General features: G+C 40.7%; 22 protein-coding genes. 6 read left to right on the forward strand and 16 right to left on the reverse strand.

Annotation, left to right across the window (positions count from 1 at the left end; genetic code table 11):
* Positions 1-84: 84 nt before the first annotated feature.
* The 13 genes from QAI40_RS13690 to QAI40_RS13750 form a co-directional block, all read right to left on the reverse strand.
* Positions 85-1,350: a LytS/YhcK type 5TM receptor domain-containing protein gene (locus tag QAI40_RS13690; protein ID WP_299983059.1), complete on the reverse strand. Its 1,266-nt coding sequence runs from the start codon at positions 1,348-1,350 to the stop codon at positions 85-87.
* Positions 1,351-1,428: 78 nt separating this feature from the next.
* Positions 1,429-2,016 carry a rhomboid family intramembrane serine protease gene (locus QAI40_RS13695; RefSeq protein WP_299983057.1) on the reverse strand — a complete coding sequence of 196 codons (588 nt, stop codon included), beginning with the start codon at positions 2,014-2,016 and terminating at the stop codon, positions 1,429-1,431.
* Positions 1,982-2,761: an enoyl-CoA hydratase/isomerase family protein gene (locus QAI40_RS13700; protein WP_299983055.1), complete on the reverse strand. Its 780-nt coding sequence runs from the start codon at positions 2,759-2,761 to the stop codon at positions 1,982-1,984. The genes QAI40_RS13695 and QAI40_RS13700 overlap by 35 nt, the downstream gene beginning before the upstream one ends.
* Before the next feature lie 116 nt (positions 2,762-2,877).
* Entirely contained in the window at positions 2,878-3,180 is a 303-nt protein-coding gene (locus tag QAI40_RS13705) for a hypothetical protein (protein ID WP_304511693.1), read from the reverse strand.
* Between the two features lie 15 nt (positions 3,181-3,195).
* Positions 3,196-3,717, reverse strand: a complete 522-nt coding sequence (locus QAI40_RS13710; RefSeq protein ID WP_299983052.1) for a gamma carbonic anhydrase family protein — start codon at positions 3,715-3,717, stop codon at positions 3,196-3,198.
* Positions 3,718-3,721: 4 nt separating this feature from the next.
* A complete protein-coding gene (locus QAI40_RS13715; RefSeq protein ID WP_299983050.1) occupies positions 3,722-4,150 on the reverse strand; it encodes an iron-sulfur cluster assembly scaffold protein in 429 nt (142 codons plus the stop codon).
* Between the two features lie 2 nt (positions 4,151-4,152).
* Positions 4,153-4,407, reverse strand: a complete 255-nt coding sequence (locus QAI40_RS13720) for an FmdB family zinc ribbon protein (RefSeq protein ID WP_299983048.1) — start codon at positions 4,405-4,407, stop codon at positions 4,153-4,155.
* 100 nt (positions 4,408-4,507) lie between these two features.
* Positions 4,508-4,867, reverse strand: coding sequence for a NifB/NifX family molybdenum-iron cluster-binding protein (locus QAI40_RS13725; RefSeq protein ID WP_299983046.1), 360 nt, complete (start codon positions 4,865-4,867; stop codon positions 4,508-4,510).
* A 24-nt stretch (positions 4,868-4,891) separates the two neighbouring features.
* Positions 4,892-5,278: a NifB/NifX family molybdenum-iron cluster-binding protein gene (locus QAI40_RS13730; protein WP_299983061.1), complete on the reverse strand. Its 387-nt coding sequence runs from the start codon at positions 5,276-5,278 to the stop codon at positions 4,892-4,894.
* Positions 5,279-5,291: 13 nt separating this feature from the next.
* Complete coding sequence (locus tag QAI40_RS13735; RefSeq protein ID WP_299983044.1) at positions 5,292-6,209, reverse strand: ATP-binding protein; 918 nt, start codon at positions 6,207-6,209, stop codon at positions 5,292-5,294.
* Complete coding sequence (locus tag QAI40_RS13740) at positions 6,209-7,060, reverse strand: ATP-binding protein (RefSeq protein WP_299983042.1); 852 nt, start codon at positions 7,058-7,060, stop codon at positions 6,209-6,211. The genes QAI40_RS13735 and QAI40_RS13740 overlap by 1 nt, the downstream gene beginning before the upstream one ends.
* Positions 7,060-7,464: a response regulator gene (locus QAI40_RS13745; protein WP_299983040.1), complete on the reverse strand. Its 405-nt coding sequence runs from the start codon at positions 7,462-7,464 to the stop codon at positions 7,060-7,062. Before QAI40_RS13745 ends, QAI40_RS13740 begins: the two co-directional genes overlap by 1 nt.
* 184 nt (positions 7,465-7,648) lie before the next feature.
* Positions 7,649-7,990 carry an iron-sulfur cluster assembly scaffold protein gene (locus QAI40_RS13750; RefSeq protein WP_299983039.1) on the reverse strand — a complete coding sequence of 114 codons (342 nt, stop codon included), beginning with the start codon at positions 7,988-7,990 and terminating at the stop codon, positions 7,649-7,651.
* 302 nt (positions 7,991-8,292) lie between these two features.
* On the opposite strand from QAI40_RS13750, the gene QAI40_RS13755 reads away from it, so the two are divergent.
* Complete coding sequence (locus QAI40_RS13755; protein WP_299983037.1) at positions 8,293-8,892, forward strand: Tgt2/MlaC family protein; 600 nt, start codon at positions 8,293-8,295, stop codon at positions 8,890-8,892.
* 47 nt (positions 8,893-8,939) lie between these two features.
* Here QAI40_RS13755 and QAI40_RS13760 read toward each other — a convergent pair whose 3' ends face one another.
* Together QAI40_RS13760 and QAI40_RS13765 are read right to left on the reverse strand one after the other, a co-directional pair.
* Positions 8,940-9,356 (reverse strand): HIT family protein, encoded by a 417-nt coding sequence (locus tag QAI40_RS13760; RefSeq protein WP_299983035.1) that lies wholly within the window; start codon positions 9,354-9,356, stop codon positions 8,940-8,942.
* Complete coding sequence (locus tag QAI40_RS13765; protein ID WP_299983033.1) at positions 9,353-10,012, reverse strand: PAS domain-containing protein; 660 nt, start codon at positions 10,010-10,012, stop codon at positions 9,353-9,355. The genes QAI40_RS13760 and QAI40_RS13765 overlap by 4 nt, the downstream gene beginning before the upstream one ends.
* 165 nt (positions 10,013-10,177) lie before the next feature.
* Here QAI40_RS13765 and QAI40_RS13770 point away from each other — a divergent pair, with 165 nt between their 5' ends.
* The 5 genes from QAI40_RS13770 (at position 10,178) to QAI40_RS13790 (ending at position 14,684) form a co-directional block, all read left to right on the forward strand.
* Positions 10,178-11,083 (forward strand): TIGR01777 family oxidoreductase, encoded by a 906-nt coding sequence (locus tag QAI40_RS13770; protein WP_299983031.1) that lies wholly within the window; start codon positions 10,178-10,180, stop codon positions 11,081-11,083.
* A gap of 149 nt (positions 11,084-11,232) precedes the next feature.
* Positions 11,233-11,694 carry a ferritin family protein gene (locus QAI40_RS13775; protein WP_299983029.1) on the forward strand — a complete coding sequence of 154 codons (462 nt, stop codon included), beginning with the start codon at positions 11,233-11,235 and terminating at the stop codon, positions 11,692-11,694.
* An 85-nt stretch (positions 11,695-11,779) separates the two neighbouring features.
* The gene (locus QAI40_RS13780; protein WP_299983028.1) at positions 11,780-13,147 is read left to right on the forward strand and encodes a CoA-binding protein; all 1,368 of its coding nucleotides are present in this window, start codon (positions 11,780-11,782) and stop codon (positions 13,145-13,147) included.
* Positions 13,141-13,821, forward strand: coding sequence for an acetate--CoA ligase family protein (locus QAI40_RS13785; RefSeq protein ID WP_299983026.1), 681 nt, complete (start codon positions 13,141-13,143; stop codon positions 13,819-13,821). The genes QAI40_RS13780 and QAI40_RS13785 overlap by 7 nt, the downstream gene beginning before the upstream one ends.
* Positions 13,822-13,892: 71 nt before the next feature.
* The gene (locus QAI40_RS13790; RefSeq protein WP_299983024.1) at positions 13,893-14,684 is read left to right on the forward strand and encodes an exodeoxyribonuclease III; all 792 of its coding nucleotides are present in this window, start codon (positions 13,893-13,895) and stop codon (positions 14,682-14,684) included.
* Positions 14,685-14,692: 8 nt separating this feature from the next.
* Here the strand turns inward: QAI40_RS13790 and QAI40_RS13795 are convergent.
* On the reverse strand, positions 14,693-15,298 hold a 606-nt coding region (locus QAI40_RS13795; RefSeq protein ID WP_299983023.1), incomplete at its 5' end, for an isocitrate/isopropylmalate family dehydrogenase.

The raw sequence follows: 15,298 nt of genomic DNA on the forward strand, positions 1-15,298 counted from the left end.
AAAAGGGTTGAGCAACCAAACCTATTCACCTAATATTAAAAGTGGGCGACAACTCTCCTTGCCCCCTCAGGGGGCCAAGGCATACTAATCCCCTTCCAGGGGTAAACCCAAAGCCTGGCCCTCAGGGCCAGGATATTTACATTCATAGCCAGTCACTCGTTTCTTCTTTTTAAGAAGTCTCAAGAACTCGGCCCTCTCATTAGGCACTTCGAAAATTTTGGAAATAGCCGTATCTAAAGCCTGTTGAGTGCTGTCAAATCCAAATATTTTTTTATATTCTTGATTGCATGCAATCAGCTTCCCCTCAGGGCTTGAGATATAAGCGCCTACAATATTATCTTCAAAATACTCCCGATATCGTTCCTCGCTTTTTTTTAATTTCTTCTCCATTTTTTTCTGGTCGCTGATGTCTATTAGCAAACCTCTTACACCGATCGGTTTTGCATTACGAGTAACAAGGCTTGGATGTATCACAGCAGGGAAAGTGGTGCCATCATGCTTTTTTACAGTGTATTCTGTACCGCCCAACCGGATGCCATTCAATATACTTTGTATGTCTTTTATTGCCCGGTCAAGATCATCTGGAATTATTATTTGACTAAAATTTATCCCTTTATCAAACTCCTCTTTAGTGTACATGAAAAGATCAAAAGCATTTTGGTTTGCATAGATAATCCTGCCTGTTTCATCAATTTCAAAAATAACCTGTGGTAATGAATCTGCCAGCTCCCTGTATTTTTCTTTGGATTCTTTGAATTCCATCTTTGCCAGTTTGTTTGCATGCCGGTTCTTCATCAGTTGACCTAAAAGTGCCGTTCCAACAGGAAAGATCAATAATACCGGAAGGGTTATCCTGGAGAGAACCTCTTTGGCTATAGGCCACGGCAAGGTTAACATCCAGAGAAGCATCAAAATATGAACTGTTAATCCAAGAATATACATCTCTTTCATTGACACATTTTTCAGGTCCTTTTTCCCCTTATATCGCCATGCCAAACCAACCAGCCCGGATGTAACGATAACCGCAACGCCCGTCCAAACACCTGTTCCGCCAAGAAACAGTCGATAGGCTCCAGTTATCAATATTGTAATTATGACCGGAAGTGTTCCGAAGAAAAATCCTGTAATGCACAATAAAATCGACCGCGTGTCAAAGATAACCCCGGGGGTGAATTCCCATGGATTAGACATAACTGCAATGCCAATGACCCCAAGTATCACTCCAGTGATTATTTGATTGAAAGAGGTTTTTCCCCCAACTTGTCTCAATGTCAAGATGTCATAGAGTAGTCCCAAACTTATCAAGAGAGCTGCATTGTTGACAAACCCAATTATAGTAGACGGAAGCATAATTCTTTCTCCAATTTCAGCGTGCTATTTAGTTTTCCTGTCAAATGAAAAATCCAATCGGTATTTTTTTCAGTTCAATTAAAATCTTCTGCCGCTTCTAATGAATCCATAACCCGCCCCAATGAAACCGCCGGCAAGGTGGCTGAACTGTGAGATCCTGTCTATTTTCAGGGTTGAAGCCACCTCGCTGCCAATAAAAAGTATCGCAATTATTATAAATGTTAAAGGAATTTCTTTTGATTTGATATTTGAAAATGAACTGAGAAGAATCAACATGAAAGCAATTCCACTTCCGCCTATAAGAGATGTTGAAAATAAAAAAGCGTTTAATAATCCTGTGACAACGGCTGTAATCAAAATCATTTCCAAAAGTTTACCGGACCCATATTTTTCTTCAAGCAACGGCCCAACAAGAAGGATTATCATCAGATTCCCTATAAGATGAGGCCAGCCACCATGGCCAGCGATATATGAAATTAGTCTGAGATAAAAATATGGATTTAAAAAGGCTACGTGAGCCGGAGAAGAGAAATATTTTGCTAAAAGTCCGCTGCTCCAAAAAGTTAAAACGCATATTGATAGTATGGAATAAGTCAGGATTACAGGGGCGTTGTATTTGATTTTCAAGGGTCTATTTTTCCTGCCAGACAGGGTCTCGTCTTTCAAAAAATGCGGTGACACCTTCTTTTGCGTCATCTGTAGTGCACAGGCGGGCAAAGGCTTCATTCATATAGGCAAACTGCTCTTCATAATTCATGTCCTCGGAATGATAAAACCCGGTTTTCGCAATTTGGACGGCTATGGGGCTTTTCTGTGCCAGTTCTTCTGCCCATTGAAGGGCCTGGGATTCAAGCTCGTCTTTGGGAACAATTTTATTTATCAGTCCAAGAGAGAGAGCTTCGGGCATTTTTATTAAATTTCCGTAAAGTAAGAGTTCCAATGCTTTTTTACGGCCGACACATCTGGAAACAGGAATGACGGGGCCAACGCAGTTGAGTCCTACATTGATTGCGGTCAGGCCCATGCGTGCATTATCTGCGGCAATTACCAGATCTGCTGCTGCAATCAATCCCATGCCGTTTGCCGCAGCAACACCATGAAGCTGTGCAATGACAGGCTTTTTCAATTTTGAGATGGTTACAAGGGGGTGTTCCATTTTTTCTATCCATTCGCGGTATTCAATGGCTGTTTTCCCGGCAAGCTCATTTACATCAATTCCGGCACAAAACGCTTTGCCGGCACCTTTTAAAAGAATGACCCTGACTAATGAATCCGAATCCAGCTCAATGAGTGCCTGATTCAGCTCGGCAGCCATCTGACTGCTAAAGGTATTCATACTTTCAGGGCGGTTTAAGGTAAGTGTTGCGACATGATTTTCACCTTTTTCGATAATCACTTTTTCAAATTTCATTATGACAGGTCCTTTTTTTTGTAAGTTTTAACCGTAATTGTATTCAAACGTTCAATTCTAATTTTTACCGTAGCAGTTATATGGGGTAATTAAAAGATCTGAAAACCTTTTTATCCTTATCTGGTTTTCCAGATCGGGTACAGGGTCGTGTTGTTGAACCGGACATGCATTTTTTCAAAATGTTGCGAAACGATCAGAACAGCTTTTTTTTCAGCCGGATTGATTTTGTTGCAACGGTTTCTGAGGTCAGAAAATTCAGCTTTTTCAAGGAAATATTTTAAAGCAGTGATCTGCTGTTCAATGGGTATTCTTTTTTTGTCAGTGTCAGCGAGTTTGAACCATTGCCTGATCAGGTGTTCATATTTTCTTTTGGAAGCTGTTTCAATGCAGTGACGGGTTAAATTTAAAATGATTTCCATTAAAATAAGGGTTGGTTACAGTTTTTCAAATTTTTCAGGATATTCGCGGGCAAGGTCAACATAAAGCTGTTTCCCATATGTCCAGAAATCCTTGTGCTTTTGTTTGACATCTCCAATAATTTTAAAAGGAACACCGCCTGTGATTTTTTCGTCAGGAATAATTGTGTTCTGTGGCACGACACACCCTTCAGCTATAATAGACCATGATCCGATGACAACATCAAAACCAATAACAGAGCCAATCCCGATGACAGCATGGGCTTTGATTTGCTTGCCATGAATAATAGCCCCGTGACCGACAGTTACGCTTTCTTCCAGTTCAAGAATCCCATTGGGTCTGATATGAAGAATGGCATTCTCTTCTATGGCGCTTCCGGGTCCGATAATGATTTTACCATAATCTCCCCGGACAATGGCACCATGACCGATATAACAATTGTCCTTTATGGTAACATCACCGATGACCCTTGCAGAATCGCTGATATAGCAATTTTTTCCAATTTGGGGAATTTTTTTACCATATTTGTATATTGCCATGTCATCAACCTTTTCCACTCATATAATTGGTCAAGGCTTCCTGGACGGTTCGGGCCGCAAGGGTAGCACAATGCAAATCTTTTTCAGGGAGCCTTCCGATGGTATCTAACACGGTTTTTTCTGTAATATCGGTAATTTCATCCGGGTCTCTGCCCAGGGTCAGTTCTGCTGCAAAGGAACCTGCAATAGCACTTGAAGCACATCCGTTGGTAAAATAGGAAGCATCAGAAATCCGGTTATTTCTAAATTTTAAATAGATTTCCATGGTGTCACCGCATTCTCCTGTCACGCTGGCATGACCATCCGGATTTTCCATCTTCCCATTAAATTTTGGATTGCGCCATCGTTGAAATCCTTTCTCGCCAAGGGCCTGCTTTGCATCTTCAAATATTTCGTTTTGCAGGTTATCTAAAAATTCATCCAAATTGTTCATAATTAAAAACTCTTTCCACAACAGCTTCCAGGACCGGCACACCCATCAGCCTGGCCGGGTGAAGATCCGCAGCATGATGTGTCTCCAGGGCCGGGCATGCTGTTTTTGGCAGGGCCGGACATTGAAGAATGGGCTGATATCTGTTTTGTCATGTTTGTACTGCCGCATGATTTGCATGTGGGCTCATCCTGTGTGCCAAGAATGAGGATTTCGGTTGGCTCGCCGCAGTCCTCACATTTAAATTCAAAAAGGGGCATTTATTTTTCCTTATAATTAAAGTCGGTTATAAGAAAAGTACCCCGGCCTGTGAACAGGCAGTTACTTGACAGGGTGCTTTTTTATTCACACTTTACCAGTTTACCAGTGACCGTCTTTGTTAGCATCTTTGGCATAGACAACATTGCCCTGCTTAAACTTCTGTACCACATCGATTATCCGGCCGTTTTGATCATTGGCCACTTTTACACCGGCAGTTTCCAGGGTTGTAAAGGCATTGGGTCCGCAAAATCCTGTCAGCAATACCTCGGCTCCCTTCTCACTGACCATTGCCGCCGCCTGTGTGCCGGCGCCTTTGAATGAATTTTTATTTTCATCATTGTCAAATGCTTCAAATTCAAGTGTTTCCGTATCTACGATGAGAATATACGCAGCCCTTCCAAATCTTGGATCGATTTGGGAATCCAGCGTATCTCCCTGTGATGTAACAGCTATTTTCATTTTAGTGTTCTCCCTTAGAACTCATTATATCTGTCCGCCGCCGCCACCGCAGACCTGATCATTTGTGATTTCAGCCAGGTTACCCGCAATAAGATCCTTTACCACAGGTTCTATTTCCGCCCGCTGGTCATCATGATATACATCAATCCCTACCTGTTTAAAACCCATCAAAGGCCGCATGCCGATGCCGCCGACAATCAATGCGGTTACTCTGTTGTCTGACAAGAGGTTAACCGGTACCATACAACCACCTTGAGCGTGCTCCTGGTTTTGGAGGATAGATACCTCTTTGATTTCACCGTCTTCCACGTCAACAAAAGTAAATACATCACAATGTCCAAAATGGCCGGCTCTTGTTCCGTCAAGTCCGCCCTGACCGTTTGAAGGGACTGCTATTCTTCCGCTTTTCATCATTTTATCACTCCTATAAATGTTGCATTATATTATTAGTCACAGGATTCTTAAACTCCGACAGGGATAGAATATTATCCCACACCTGCCGAATTTCAATACTGGCCTGTGAATTCTCGTTGTATTCAAAAATGGTTTTTGCCTGGATCATGGCTTCTGTGAAGGTCTGGTCAAATGAGATTTTACCCACAATGGCAATGCCGTTCTCTCTGGCAAGAGCTTCAATTTTTTTTGTTTGATCCGGGTTCAGATCATACTTATTGATACAGACCATGGCAGGGATGTTAAAATATTTGGAAAGCTGTCCCACTCTTTCCATGTCATGGATGCCTGAAACCGTTGGCTCTGCAATGATCAGTATGGCTGTTGCCTGGCCGATGGAGGCAATGACAGGGCATCCAATACCCGGAGGGCCGTCTGTTAGAATCAGATCAAGGTTTTTGTTTTTTGCAATTTCTCTTGCTTCCTGCCGGACAAGAGCCACCAGTTTGCCTGAATTTTCCTGGGCAATGCCAAGCCTTGCATGGACCATGGGGCCAAATCTTGTATCTGAAATATACCATTGTCCACAGATAGTTTCAGGAAAATCAATGGCCTGTTCCGGGCACAGATCAAAGCAGACCCCGCATCCTTCGCACTCAATGGGATCGACTTCATAGGTGTTTGTGTCAGCATCAAACCTGACAGCATCGAACCTGCAAACTTCAAGACATCGGCCGCACTGGGTGCATTTGTCAGGAATGATCACCGCTTCATTACCGCCTATGAAATCGGAAGATTTTTTAAAATCAGGTTCTAAAATCAGGTGAAGATCGGCAGCATCAACATCTGCATCACAAAATATCATATTCTCGGCCAGGGAGGCAAAGGCAGCTGTAATGCTTGTTTTTCCCGTGCCACCTTTTCCACTTAAAATAACCAGTTCTCTCATTAGTTTTGTCCTCCCTTTTCCACCAATTGCTCTATCTTCCTGAACAGGTCGCAAAATTTGACTTTATACTCAGGGAGTTTGTCCACAACCATTTGACCTTTGGAATAAATTCGTGCAATTTCTTTATCAAAAGGAATTTCCATGAGTATGGGAATATTTTCCTTTTGGGCATAGTATTTAACATCATCATTTCCCAAACCTGCCCGGTTGATGACGAGTCCGTGGGGTATGTCAAGGATTCTCACGGTTTCAACGGCAAGTTTAAGGTCATGAAGGCCAAAGGGGGTCGGTTCGGTTACCAGAAGGATAAAATCAGCCCCGTTCATTGCTGCAATAACCGGGCATGAAGTCCCGGGAGGTGCATCAATGATTGTGATAAGGTTTGGATCAGTATATGATCTTACCTTTTTAATAATAGGGGGCGCCATCACCTGTCCTACTTCCAGACGACCGTGAATAAAGGATATGCTTCTTGAAGATCCATGTTCGATTTCACCCAGGGACCGTTCTTTTTCCATAACGGCATTTTCAGGACAGACCTCAAAGCAGCCGCCACATGAATGGCACAGGTTTTCAAAAGTAAGGACATTTTCTTTTAACACAGCAATGGCACCGTATCTGCAAATGTCCATGCATTTTTTACAAAATGTGCATTTTTTAAGATCAATTTCCGGTACAGGAGCAATGACCTGTTCTTTTTTTTCTATTACCGGATTAAGAAAAAGATGAGAATTGGGTTCTTCAACATCACAGTCTAAAAGTTGTACCTCTTGATCAATAGACAGCGCAAGGTTGGTGGAGACAGTTGTTTTTCCGGTTCCTCCCTTACCGCTTGCAATACTGATAATCATCAGATCTGTTCTCCTTTTGGTTTGCTTGTTCGGCTAGCAATTCTAGCAATGCGGTTTAGGTGATCCAAAAGATCCCGGGCCTGTTTTTTACCCGGCACCAAAGGAAACTGCATCAGGACACCTAATCCTTCATAGGCTTCATGAAAATCATCATGAGACAATGCGCTTAAGACCACACTATCCATCATGGCATTTTTAAACAGGATTTTTTCAATAAGGTCCCTTCCTGTTGTATCCGGCAGTTGTTCTTCAGTGATAAACAGGTCAAATTTTTCCTTGGAAAGCATTGAAAGAGCATTTTGTGCTGAATTTGTCCAATCAAAGGTTATTTTGATATCCGCAAATGCCGCCTCAAGTTCCTTAAAAACGGTTTTTTCCCGGCTTACCAGCAGTACATGAATCATATGTGTTTTTTCTCCTTTAAATTTTGTTTTGCAATCTGCAAGCCATGTGCCACGATGAATAATAAAATAAATTGCGATTAATAAAGTAATAATTTAAGGATGTTATATTATTGTCCAAAGATTTTTATGTTTGAAGAACAAGATCATGGTCGCAGTTTTGCGACCATTCGAATCGTTTTCCATTTCATGGTTTTCCAGAAGTTAAATCAGTCAGAGCCAGGTATAGTGCGCCAACTGCAAGCTCGGCACAATGGAAATGATCTTCGGGAAGTGTTTCTAAAAAATTGTTTACCTGATCGGGAGAAATATCCCATGCCGATTCAATGGGTTTCCCTTTGGCAAACCTGACAACCGTGTTGCAGCAAGCTGTTGTGTTCATGCAACCCTGGACACAAAAAGAGACAAATTGAAGAATATTATTTTCACGGGTTAAGAAAAATTCCACTGTATCTCCACAGTCTCCTGTTCTTTTCCCATATCCGTCAGGATGGGCAACTCTTTCAATCCTGTCTGTTCTTAAAGCCATCTCTCATATAGTTTAAAGAGTGGTCTTGTAAAAAATCTGTATTATTTTGATACATTATTATTTATTCCCTTAAAAAAAATATAAACAAACAAAGCAAAGACTATGCCAAAATTGAGTCCAGATGTCTGATAGATAATAATTTAATCATTTTAAAGGGTTATAAAATAAGAGAAGTTTGGAAATAGATATTGGTTTATAAAATATTGCAAAAAAGCGACGCTTTTTGTTGCGGATTATATCTTGACATCTTTATTATTATAGGATTTAAATTATTCATCATGAATGGAAGAAAAGAGGAGCCAATGAAATTTTTGAAGATTATTTTTATTGTTTTTTTTGCGGTCTGTGTTTTTTCGCCAACACATCATGCCTGGGCATCGCCTGTTCAGAAGCAGTTAAAAATCACCATTGATAAAATTATGGAAATATTAAAGGACCCGTCATTCAAGGGAGAAGAGCAGGCCGAAAAGAGAAGAGCATCCCTTCGCAAAGTGATCAAGGAAAGATTCAGTTTTGCTAAAATGTCACAATTATGTCTTGGCAGGCACTGGAGGGAAAGAAGTGATGAGGAAAAAAAAGTCTTTATTGACCTGTTTGGACAACTCCTTGAGGAGACCTATATTTCTAAGATAGAGGACTATACCGATGAAAAAGTGGTCTATGTAAAAGAGTTTGTTAAAAAAAAGAGAGCACAGGTAAATACGAAAATTATTACGAAAACAATTGAAATTCTTATTGATTACAGAATGTATAACACCAAAGACGGCTCCTGGATGATATATGACTTGGTGATTGAAGGCGTCAGCCTGGTGGGGAACTACCGTTCCCAGTTTGATCATATCCTTCAGAAAGATTCTTATGACAAGCTAGTGGAAGAGCTTAAAAAGAAAATTGAAAGCTGATCACAACATCTTCAAGTTAACCCGAAGGAAGGTGATGTTTTTAAAAATCAGTAGTTCATTTTATCAGGAATAACCCCCCGGATACCTCCCCTGGGATTTGGCGTGTCCTCCTCCCTTCGCGGGATGAGGTGAATGTGGGTATGAAATACGGTCTGGCCTGCGGTTTCTCCGCAATTTACACCGATATTGAAACCTTTAACCAGCGGATCATTTCCAAGAATTTTGTCTTTCAGTGTTTCAACCAATTCATGGGCATCGCAGCGTTCCTGCCGGGTCATTTCAAAATAATCAAGGCAGTGCCGCTTTGGGATGATGAGCATGTGATTTAAGCTTACAGGTGAAGTGTCCCTGATGGCATAAACAGTTTTGTTTTCAGCAATGACTATTGAATTTTTTATTTTGCAAAATGGACAAAGGGCTCTTGGTTCCGGAGCATTTTTCCGGAAAATATCTGGCTTGTTCATTTGACTTCAGATGAGTTATCTATATCAAAGATGGTTTCTTGTAAATATTCCTTTGTTTTGTACCGGGTAATATGGGACAGCTTTTTTGTAATCATGCCTAATTTTTCCGTTTGCAATAATAATTTATTGATCAAATCAATATTTGCATCACCATCTCCAATATTTAATTTGAGAAGTTCCAGGTTTCCGAGAATGACCTGCAGCGGCTGGCTCATTTCATGGCAGATGCCGCCTGCTGTTTCTATGGCTGCAAATATTTTCTCAGTTTTTTTCAAGTCGGTAATATCATTGGCAAAGACACAGATCCGGGTGACATGGTTTGACTCATTAAAAACCGGATAGAGATTGACATCATAGTATCTTCCCTTTTGTTCTTTCAGATAATTGATGGGATTGTGAGTTCGGGCCACTTTGTCCACCAGTGTTTTAAGCATTGAAAAATCATTTTCACCCAAAAAATTTTTAAAATTTTTATCTATCATTTCCTGGGGACTTTTATTAAACAACAGGGCACCTGGTGTATTCAGGCTAACAATATTTTTTTCAATATCGAACAGGTAAACCAGACTGTTTGTGGCATTGATCATAACCCGTATGGTGCTTTCGCTTTTTTTCAGGGCCTCTATAGTCTGTTTTTTTAATTGATCCGGTGGCATGTTTGTCCGCCTTTAGAAGTGTTTGTATCCCATTTTTTTATCAAGATATACCATAAAGAAAATTTCAATAAAAGGGTTATGCATATTTTATTCTGCATTGTTTATTCAAAAAATATACTTATGTTTAAACTTAAGTTTTTAAAACAAAAAAATAGATCGATAGGCATGAAAAAAATACTAATCACAGGTGCTTCAGGGTTTATCGGAAAAAGGCTTGCCAGCATTTTTTTATCAAAGGGATACCATGTAACCGGTATGGGTACGTCTCAAACCCATCCCTTTTCAATGGAATTTCAAGAATTTGAATGGATCAGTTCAGACACCACTGTTGAAGGAAAGTGGCAGGATCACATTGCAGGATCGGATATCATTATTAATTTGGCCGGTCGAAATATTTTTCGGTATTGGACAAAAAAAACCAAAAAAGCAATTTATGACTCCCGCATATTAACAACCAGACATATTATCAATGCCATTGAGAATGGAAAAACTCAAAAGCTTTTGACAGCTTCTGCCGTTGGAATTTATGGAGATTGCAAGGAAGATTTGTTAACCGAAGAAAGAACCCCGGGAAAGGATTTTCTGGCAAAGGTGTGTACGGATTGGGAGAAAGAAGGGTTAAGGGCCCGAAAAAAAGGGGTCAATGTTGCTGTAATGCGATTCGGTGTTGTTCTCGGGGATGGAGGGGCCCTGTCTTTGATGGTTCCTGTATTTAAGCTGTTCTCTGGTGGCCCCTTGGGTGACGGCCGGCAGTGGTTTCCATGGATACATGTTAAAGATCTTGAAAAAGCGGTTGAATTCATTGTTGAAAACGAAGAACTTGAGGGCATATTTAATTTTACGGGGCCCACGCCTGTACGGCAGAAGCAATTTGCCAAAGCTTTGGGTCGAGCATTAAACAGACCTGCATTTATGCCTGCCCCATCCTTTATAATCAAGGCGATAATGGGTGAACTTGGCGGCTCTCTTTTAAAAAGCCAAAGAGCAATTCCTAAAAATCTTACGAAATCAGGATATTCTTTTTTCTTTTCAGATGCGGGTTCAGCACTTACCGAAATTTTTGAAAAATAAATTTTTAATTGATAATTGGTCCGTTTATCATATATATAATGGGTATTCAAATATTAATGGGTGTGGCATGCGATTTGCAATTATTATGAAAATAATAATTTATTTGAAAAATAGATATAATTAAAAACGCTAACAGGAGGGAAGTAAACATGAAATTTGGATCGGTCGATGAAATATTAAGCTTTGCCATTGACAGGGAAAAAGAAGCAGTTGATTTTTATTCATCTTTAGCCAAAGAAGCAACCAGGACATCACTTAAAGAAATTTTTGAGAAGTTTGCAAAAGAAGAAGAAAACCATGTTATACTTCTTTCGGATATTGCAGGTAATAAAGAGAAAATTGATTCTTATGAGTTTAAGAAAATTACAGATCTCAAAATAAGTGATTATATGGTGGAAACAGAGTATGAAGAAGGCATGCCCATGCCTGAAATCCTTAAACTTGCCATGAAAAGAGAAGAAAAAGCGGTTAAGCTTTACTCCATACTTGCAGACAAGACAGATAATGAAGATGTGAAAAAAGTGTTTATGATCCTTGTTCAGGAAGAATCAAAACATAAACTTGCGTTAGAATCTATGTATGATGATTATCTGGCTGATCAGGACAATTAATTTTTGTTAGTAAAAAGGGTTGATGATGAGTGTCTCAACCCTTTTTTTAGTTGTAAATTAAGAGTGTCTGGATAAAGGAAGAAAAGTGGATTTAAAATGTCTTTTCAGACCATCGACGATGGCGGTTGTCGGAGTGTCCACATCACAGGACAATCACCCGGCTAACGTGATCTACAATAAAAACCATTTGCGATACCCGGTAAAAACATTTCCAGTGAATCCAAGAGGGGGGCTTCTTAATCGCGAAACCCTTTATCAGAGTGTCGGGCATATCGAAGAAGATATTGATATGGCGGTCATTGCAGTCCGTGCAGAGTTTGTTCCCAAGGTAGTGGAACAATGTATTAAAAAGGGGATTGGGGGTGCAGTGATCGTATCCGGTGGATTTGCAGAATCCGGGAATTTAAGTTTACAGCAACGGGTGGTGGATATTGCAAAAGAAGCCTCTTTCCCCTTTGTTGGTCCCAATTGTCTAGGTATTTATGCTCCGGATTACGTGGATACGTTTTTTCTCCCCGGAGAAAGGATCATTCGACCGGATAAAGGCAATGTCAGTTTTATCAGTCAAAGCGGAGGAGTACTGGTGGATCAGATGGTTAAATTCGCAGGCCAGGGTATTGGTGTGTCTCTTGCGGTCAGCATTGGAAACAAGGCTTATATCAGGGAAACAGATATGCTGGACTGGTTGGATAAGGACCTTGGGACAAAAGTGATTGCTTTTTATATTGAAGGGTTTGAAAAAGGAGAGGGTCGTCAATTTATTAAAAAAGCGGAACAATGCTCCAAACCCGTGGTTGTCTTAAAGGCTGGAAAGAGCAAAAAGGGTATTGAGGCGGTTTCCAGCCATACAGCTTCTCTGGCAGGGGATTACAGAGTTTTTTCCGAAATCATGAAACAATATTGTGTGGCTGAGGCTGATAATGAATATGAACTGACTTCCTTTTGTGAGTCATTAAGCTGTTACCCCAAAGGTATTAATCCAAATATCGGTATTATTTCTCTGAGCGGAGGACACGGTGTTATTGCTGCCGATGCCTGTGAGCTGCATGGAATGTTAATACCCCGGATAGAACAGGAAACAATAGATACCATTAAAGAGAAGTTGGCACCGGAAATCAGAAATATTGTTTCCCTTGTCAATCCCCTGGATCTTACCGGAAGCTCGGTGGACAGCGATATCGTGACGGCAGCAAGACATTTGTCAAGGGATATTAATATCGACTGTATTCTTGCCCTGTTGATTCCTTATTCGCCGGGTGTTTCAACAGATATCGGTGCAAAGCTCAGCCAGGTGGCAAGAAATGAAGACAAGCCGATGATTGCATATGTTCCAAACGAAGATAAATATAAAATTATTATCGAAGGGTTTGAACTCAATAATGTTCCGGTGGCATCCTCTGTGGAGGGGGCAGTGCTCATGGCCAAGGCATTGAAGAGGTGCAGATCATGTTAAAAAAAAACAGCGAAAAAATTATAGAGAAAAGCAAGCCCTTAGGATGGGTATTGGAGCCGGATGCAAAGGTATTAATGAAATTACAGGGGTTTGATATTCCTGATTTTATTTTAACCAATTCCTTTGAAGCGGCAGATCAGTTTTTAAAGAAATCAGAATCTCCAGTTGTGGCAAAAGCTGTTTCAAAGAAAATTCTTCATAAGACAGAGCATCAGGCTGTAGTTACAGGAATTTTTTCAAGTGATCACCTAAAAAAAGAAATGGCAAGACTGCAAAAACTTGACGGATGCGAAAATATCCTTGTTGAAGAGATGGTCCAGGGCCTTGAGATTATCATTGGGGCAAAAAATGATTTTCAGTTCGGACCGGTTATTGTTTTTGGCATCGGCGGTACATCCGTTGAAATTTATAATGATACGGCCGTCAGGATGGCCCCGCTTAAGCCGGGCGATGTTTCTTCCATGGTGGAATCACTGAAAGCAAAAGAGATTATATCAGGATACCGGGGGAGGGCGGGTGCTAATATGGAGATTTTAACCCGTTTGGTTGTTAATTTCTCCTTGTTTGTCATGGAACTTGAAAATGATATTGAATCCGTGGATTTAAATCCCGTGATTTGTACCAGGGACCGGTGTGTCATAGCTGATGCAAGAATCATATTGCCATCACCCTGATTGAAGAGGCTATGTGTCGATACACACCTGTATCGTGAGACAAAAAAGATAGAAAAACGAAGGAAGGGTTTATGTCTGATAAAAAGCAGTTAAAAATAATATCCTGGAATGTAAATGGATTGCGGGCAGTGATGAAAAAAGATTTTACAAAAATTATTCATGACCTTGATCCTGATATCCTTCTTCTCCAGGAGATAAAACTCCAGGAAGACCAGCGGACCGATGAGATGATGGGTTTGCATTCTTATAAGTCGTTCTGGTCCTATTCAACTATAAAAAAAGGATACAGCGGCGTTGCGGCCTATTCAAAACCAAAACCTGAAAAAGTTATCACATCGTTTTTAAAACCTGAATTTGATAATGAAGGGCGGGTCATTCAACTGGATTATAATAATTTTATTTTATTTAATATTTATTTCCCCAACGGTCAGATGAGTGATGATCGACTTCAATATAAACTTGATTTTTATGAATGGTTTTTAACCTATGCAAATAAATTGAGAGACCAGGGGAAAAGTCTTATTATTACAGGGGATTTTAATACAGCTCACAATGAAATTGATTTGAAAAATCCAGGACCCAATTCCAAGCGATCCGGTTTTTTAAGAATTGAAAGGGATGTTCTGGACCGGATGGTCAATCAAGGGTATGTGGATACTTTCAGACATTTTTATCCGGAACAAGTGAAGTATTCGTGGTGGTCATATAGGTTTAATGCAAGAAAAAATAATGCCGGCTGGCGGATTGACTATTTTTTTGTGACAAAGGATCTTATCGATAAAGGCATTGTAAAACAAGCCTTTATCGATAATGATGTATTTGGATCAGATCATTGCCCGGTCGGTGTGGTGGTCGAGATCTGATAATGTTGTCAGCCCATGGAGGAGCACAGTTCCCGGGCAAACTCAGAGCATTTCAATTCAATTGCACCCGGGATCTGCCGTGCCAGATCATAGGTAACTTTTTTGTTTAAAATGGCTTTTTGCAGTGCCGCATGGATCACATCCGATGCTTCATTCCATCCCAAGTGATCCAGCATCATGGCGCCTGAAAGAATAACAGAGCCCGGGTTTACCTTATCCAGCCCGGCATATTTGGGGGCTGTGCCATGGGTGGCTTCAAACACGGCACAATGATCCCCGATATTGGCACCCGGTGCAAGCCCCAGACCACCGACCATGGCTGCCAGAAGGTCTGAAATATAGTCTCCATTAAGGTTGGGTGCTGCAATAACATCATATTCACTGGGCCGCAAAAGAACCTGCTGGAACATGTTGTCGGCAATCCTGTCCTTTAAAACGATCTTTCCTTCAGGGATTTTGCCGTCAAACCGGTCCCAGAGATTTTGTTCGGTGATGATGACGTCTTTGAACTCATTTTCCCCAACTTCATATCCCCATTTTAAAAATGCACCTTCGGTAAATTTCATGATATTGCCTTTGTGCATAATGGTGACACTTTTTCTATGATGATCAAC

It is taken from the genome of Desulfobacula sp., assembly GCF_030611305.1.
Taxonomy (GTDB): Bacteria; Desulfobacterota; Desulfobacteria; order Desulfobacterales; family Desulfobacteraceae; genus Desulfobacula.

What these genes read in the sequence shown, in the direction of transcription:
- QAI40_RS13690 (WP_299983059.1), bottom strand. Translation starts at nt 1,350, where the DNA reads ATGCTTCCGTCTACTATAATTGGGTTTGTCAACAATGCAGCTCTCTTG.
- QAI40_RS13700 (WP_299983055.1), bottom strand. Translation starts at nt 2,761, where the DNA reads ATGAAATTTGAAAAAGTGATTATCGAAAAAGGTGAAAATCATGTCGCA.
- QAI40_RS13705 (WP_304511693.1), bottom strand. Translation starts at nt 3,180, where the DNA reads ATGGAAATCATTTTAAATTTAACCCGTCACTGCATTGAAACAGCTTCC.
- QAI40_RS13710 (WP_299983052.1), bottom strand. Translation starts at nt 3,717, where the DNA reads ATGGCAATATACAAATATGGTAAAAAAATTCCCCAAATTGGAAAAAAT.
- QAI40_RS13715 (WP_299983050.1), bottom strand. Translation starts at nt 4,150, where the DNA reads ATGAACAATTTGGATGAATTTTTAGATAACCTGCAAAACGAAATATTT.
- QAI40_RS13720 (WP_299983048.1), bottom strand. Translation starts at nt 4,407, where the DNA reads ATGCCCCTTTTTGAATTTAAATGTGAGGACTGCGGCGAGCCAACCGAA.
- QAI40_RS13725 (WP_299983046.1), bottom strand. Translation starts at nt 4,867, where the DNA reads ATGAAAATAGCTGTTACATCACAGGGAGATACGCTGGATTCCCAAATC.
- QAI40_RS13730 (WP_299983061.1), bottom strand. Translation starts at nt 5,278, where the DNA reads ATGAAAAGCGGAAGAATAGCAGTCCCTTCAAACGGTCAGGGCGGACTT.
- QAI40_RS13735 (WP_299983044.1), bottom strand. Translation starts at nt 6,209, where the DNA reads ATGAGAGAACTGGTTATTTTAAGTGGAAAAGGTGGCACGGGAAAAACA.
- QAI40_RS13740 (WP_299983042.1), bottom strand. Translation starts at nt 7,060, where the DNA reads ATGATTATCAGTATTGCAAGCGGTAAGGGAGGAACCGGAAAAACAACT.
- QAI40_RS13745 (WP_299983040.1), bottom strand. Translation starts at nt 7,464, where the DNA reads ATGATTCATGTACTGCTGGTAAGCCGGGAAAAAACCGTTTTTAAGGAA.
- QAI40_RS13750 (WP_299983039.1), bottom strand. Translation starts at nt 7,990, where the DNA reads ATGGCTTTAAGAACAGACAGGATTGAAAGAGTTGCCCATCCTGACGGA.
- QAI40_RS13755 (WP_299983037.1), top strand. Translation starts at nt 8,293, where the DNA reads ATGAAATTTTTGAAGATTATTTTTATTGTTTTTTTTGCGGTCTGTGTT.
- QAI40_RS13760 (WP_299983035.1), bottom strand. Translation starts at nt 9,356, where the DNA reads ATGAACAAGCCAGATATTTTCCGGAAAAATGCTCCGGAACCAAGAGCC.
- QAI40_RS13765 (WP_299983033.1), bottom strand. Translation starts at nt 10,012, where the DNA reads ATGCCACCGGATCAATTAAAAAAACAGACTATAGAGGCCCTGAAAAAA.
- QAI40_RS13770 (WP_299983031.1), top strand. Translation starts at nt 10,178, where the DNA reads ATGAAAAAAATACTAATCACAGGTGCTTCAGGGTTTATCGGAAAAAGG.
- QAI40_RS13775 (WP_299983029.1), top strand. Translation starts at nt 11,233, where the DNA reads ATGAAATTTGGATCGGTCGATGAAATATTAAGCTTTGCCATTGACAGG.
- QAI40_RS13785 (WP_299983026.1), top strand. Translation starts at nt 13,141, where the DNA reads ATGTTAAAAAAAAACAGCGAAAAAATTATAGAGAAAAGCAAGCCCTTA.
- QAI40_RS13790 (WP_299983024.1), top strand. Translation starts at nt 13,893, where the DNA reads ATGTCTGATAAAAAGCAGTTAAAAATAATATCCTGGAATGTAAATGGA.